Origin of the sequence: Ideonella sp. B508-1 (assembly GCF_000333615.1) — a bacterium.
Classification (GTDB): domain Bacteria; phylum Pseudomonadota; class Gammaproteobacteria; order Burkholderiales; family Burkholderiaceae_C; genus Ideonella.
Map to the genome: position 1 here is coordinate 1 of NZ_BADL01000269.1, position 3,266 is coordinate 3,266.

Consider the following 3,266-nt stretch of genomic DNA (forward strand, 5'->3'; position numbering starts at 1 on the left):
CGAAGGTCTGCCGCCTTGAGTGCAACCATCAACGCGGTCGAGTCCACGCCAGCCCCGAAGCACAGCGCGATCAGGCGGCCACCCAGCGCGGTGCGCAGCGCGCGCCGCTGCTCGTATGTGAGAACCCCTCGGGCGCTGCGCATCACACTGCCTCCGAAGCCTGGAAGTTCCAGAAGCGACGGGCGCAGATGTGGTGCGCAGCAGCGCAGGTTTCGAGGTCCACCGTCATCCGGTAGAACTCGGCGTAGCGCTGCAACAGCTCGTCCAACATGGCCCCGTTGCGCAGCCCCTCGTCCGCGTTCAGGCGCTCGATGGCCACCTGTGCGAACAGCGGGAGGTAGTTGAACGGCGTCATGCCCAGGCCCAGGCGGCTTCCCGTCGCCAGCGCAGCGGCGACATCGGCTGCTCTTTGGTGAGTCTCGGGGGGGAGCGGGGAGGAAAGCCCCGCTTGGGTGGTTGAGGTGCTGGGCTTGGTCATCGTCGTGCTCATGGCTGGTCCTTTCCGCTGGGGGTGGTGTTGCTGCTCTTCGGAGCCGTCTCGGACGCATGGCCAGCGGGTGGCCGTAGCGGGTCAAGGGCACGGACAAAGCCGCAGCCTGGAGCGCAGCGGAAGGACCGGGTGCAGGCCGTGGCGCAGCGCACCCTTGAACCACGTAGGACAGCCGCTATGCGTCGTGAAAGAGACGGGTCTGAAGGGCAGCGCCCCGGCTGGAAGTCCCTGGAGCGCGGCGATGGTGTTTCCAAGCCCAGCAGCTCAACGCGCGCGGCCGCCAGGCCGGGCGCACTCTCGCCCCGTCAGGGGCGCTAGACAGCTCGCAAGCGCAGCGCGCAGCGGCCATCTGTTGGCCGCGTAGGCGTGAGTGGATTGAAGCCCGGATGGGCCGAGACGGCCGCCAGGCTGGCTCGGTGCGAAGCACGAAAGCCCGACCCGGCCACCAGGCCGGGGCACGCCCCAGGTTGCCTTAGTCCTGCCTGTCGCGCGATTCCGCCGAAGCGAAAGCTGCTAGGACTTCGCAGCGATTCTTGCGTTCTGCTGCTGAAGCCATTGCCAGACAGCCCGAGTGGCCACCGCGTCAGCTACGGCCCGGTGCTGCGAGCCCGTCCAGAAATGTTCCGCGATAGACGATGCAGCGGCCAGCGAGTGCCACCTGAACGCCTCACGGCGCTCGTCCCACTGCCCGACGTGCAGCGCGAAGGCCTCCATCGCGCACAAAGTCGCCGGTTCTATCGAATTTCGCAGGCCTTCAGGCAGGAAAGCCAGGTCGAAGGGTGCGTTGTAGACCACCAGAGCTTCGGCCGACAGCAACACCTGTGCCAGTTCCGGCAACAAATCGCCCAAAGTAGGCGCGTTTTGCACGTCTGATGGGCTGATCCCGTGGATCAGTTCAGCCTCGGGCCACTCCTTGAGCCTGGTTGGCTTCACCAGCGAGTGAAAAACCACCTCGCCATCGTCTATCGCGGCCACTTCCAGCAGCTCGTCGCCCAGCGGGCTCAGACCCGTCGTCTCGGTGTCGAGGTAGATCGTCTTTCGCGGGCTTGCGCCGCGCAGCAGTAGCGAGCGCAAGTCCGCCAGTCGCCGAATGTCGCGCGCGGCACGTTCCGCCGCCAGCTCGGCGGCCGCGCAGGGCATGCACAAGCCTTCAAGCGTCAGCGAGTCGCGCAAGTGCTCGATGCCGCAGCATGCACACGCCGAGTGGGTGTGAACCATCCGGCCCGCCCTCAGCGCATCGAGCTGGGCCGGCGTCGGTGTACGCGCCTGGCGCATCGGCACGCACAGCGCAGGGTCGAATAGCTCGATGTGCTCGCGCCGCCTGCGGCTGTAGACGGTCTTCGCCGGCACCTGGCCAGGCGCTGGCTTGAGCCGCAACGCCTTCAGCGCAGTGCGGCTAAGCGGATCGGTCCGCCCGCCTCCCTCGCTGGTCACTTCTTCGCCTTGCCAGCGGGTGCAGCCCCGGCCTCCCCGCCCTTCAGCGCGTCCAGTTCCCCTTGAAGTCGCCCGGCCTTCTCGGCGGCGCTTCGCGCTGCCGCGATGTGTTCTTGTGCCTCCGACTCCAGGCGCTGGTTCGTCTTCTGGAGCTTGTCGATGGTTTCGAGGCTCCGGCGCTTCTGTTCCCCCAGCACCTCGGCGTGCTTGGCCTCCATGCGAGCCAGCTCTTCGCCGTGCCGGCGCTCCAGATCACGCAGTGCCTGGTCGCTGAGTTCGCGCGCGCGCGCCAACTCCGCGCCCGCGTCGGTGAGGCGCTGTGTCAGGCCGCTGACCTGTTCGGTGAGGCGTGCCGTCTCGGCCTGGCACGCGCTCAGCGCCTGCTCGGCCGCTCGCCGGCCCGCCTCCGCTTCGTCACGCCGGCCGCGCTCTGCCTTGACGTCGGCCTGTAGTTCCTTCAGGTGTTTGTCGAGTTCGTTGGTTCGAGTTTCGGCCGTGTTGCGCGCGATCCGCTCGCTGGCCAACTCCTGGCCCTGCGCCAAGGTGGCTTCTTCGAGCGCACGGATCTTCGCTCTCGCCTCTTCCAGTTTCCCGGGTGGCCCCCTCCAGCTCGCCGAGGTGGGCGTCTCGTTCAGCTTCGGCCTGGGCCACGTCGTTCTGTGCCTGAGCTTTGACCGCGGCCACCATCACGGCGCACTCGTGCTGCGCGGCCTTCCACATTTCGCCCGCGCTCTGCCGCATCGCGGCGTCGAGCGCTGGCGGCAGCGCGACAGGCTCGCTCGGCTGCGCCGGCTGTTGGGCCTCCAGCTTGCGGAACTCTCGCAGCAGGTTGGCGATGGTCGTCATGCTGCCGCCACCCAGCTCGTCGTAGACCGTCCGAGCGCTCTCCTTGATGCCGCGCTCGCGCAGCGATGCGACGGCCTGCTTCAGCGCCTCGGGCGTCACGATTCGTTCAGTTGCCATGGTCAGCCTCCGCGTCAATAACGATACGATAGCGTTATGATAACAATAACGCTACGATAACGCAAGCGGCGGTAGCGGCCGACCGCAAGGTGGGCTGGCGGCCACGGCGTCGAGGGCGCCAGGCGTCGCCGGCGCCTGCCCGCACGGCCGCGCCTGGTGCAACCCCCTCGGGCGGCCGCCGCCTGGTCGCCGCGGATGCCGGCGCAACCGAGGTACGAGGGCGCCGGGACCGCCTGCCGCCTGGCCAGATCAGATAGCGCCGCGCCTGAATCTGCGGCCGCTCGATCAGGCGCGGTCGCCGTCGCGGCTGGCCAGCCGCGTGGCGCTCGGCCTGGCCAGTTCCCGGCCTTGGACTGCCGGCAGGTCAGTGCCTGAAACG

Annotated in this window: 3 protein-coding genes and 1 pseudogene; all 4 read right to left on the reverse strand. The window is 68.3% G+C overall.

Annotated features, from left to right (window positions below; translation table 11 throughout):
* Positions 1–142 precede the first annotated feature (142 nt).
* Positions 143–490, reverse strand: coding sequence for a hypothetical protein (locus tag I73_RS30885; protein WP_022980711.1), 348 nt, complete (start codon positions 488–490; stop codon positions 143–145).
* A gap of 513 nt (positions 491–1,003) precedes the next feature.
* The gene (locus tag I73_RS27440) at positions 1,004–1,924 is read right to left on the reverse strand and encodes a 3'-5' exonuclease (RefSeq protein ID WP_022980712.1); all 921 of its coding nucleotides are present in this window, start codon (positions 1,922–1,924) and stop codon (positions 1,004–1,006) included.
* The gene (locus tag I73_RS33900) at positions 1,921–2,466 is read right to left on the reverse strand and encodes a hypothetical protein (RefSeq protein ID WP_022980713.1); all 546 of its coding nucleotides are present in this window, start codon (positions 2,464–2,466) and stop codon (positions 1,921–1,923) included. The genes I73_RS27440 and I73_RS33900 overlap by 4 nt, the downstream gene beginning before the upstream one ends.
* A gap of 115 nt (positions 2,467–2,581) precedes the next feature.
* Positions 2,582–2,887: pseudogene (locus I73_RS34840) on the reverse strand (DNA-binding protein); the annotation flags it as partial.
* Between the last annotated feature and the right edge of the window lie 379 nt (positions 2,888–3,266).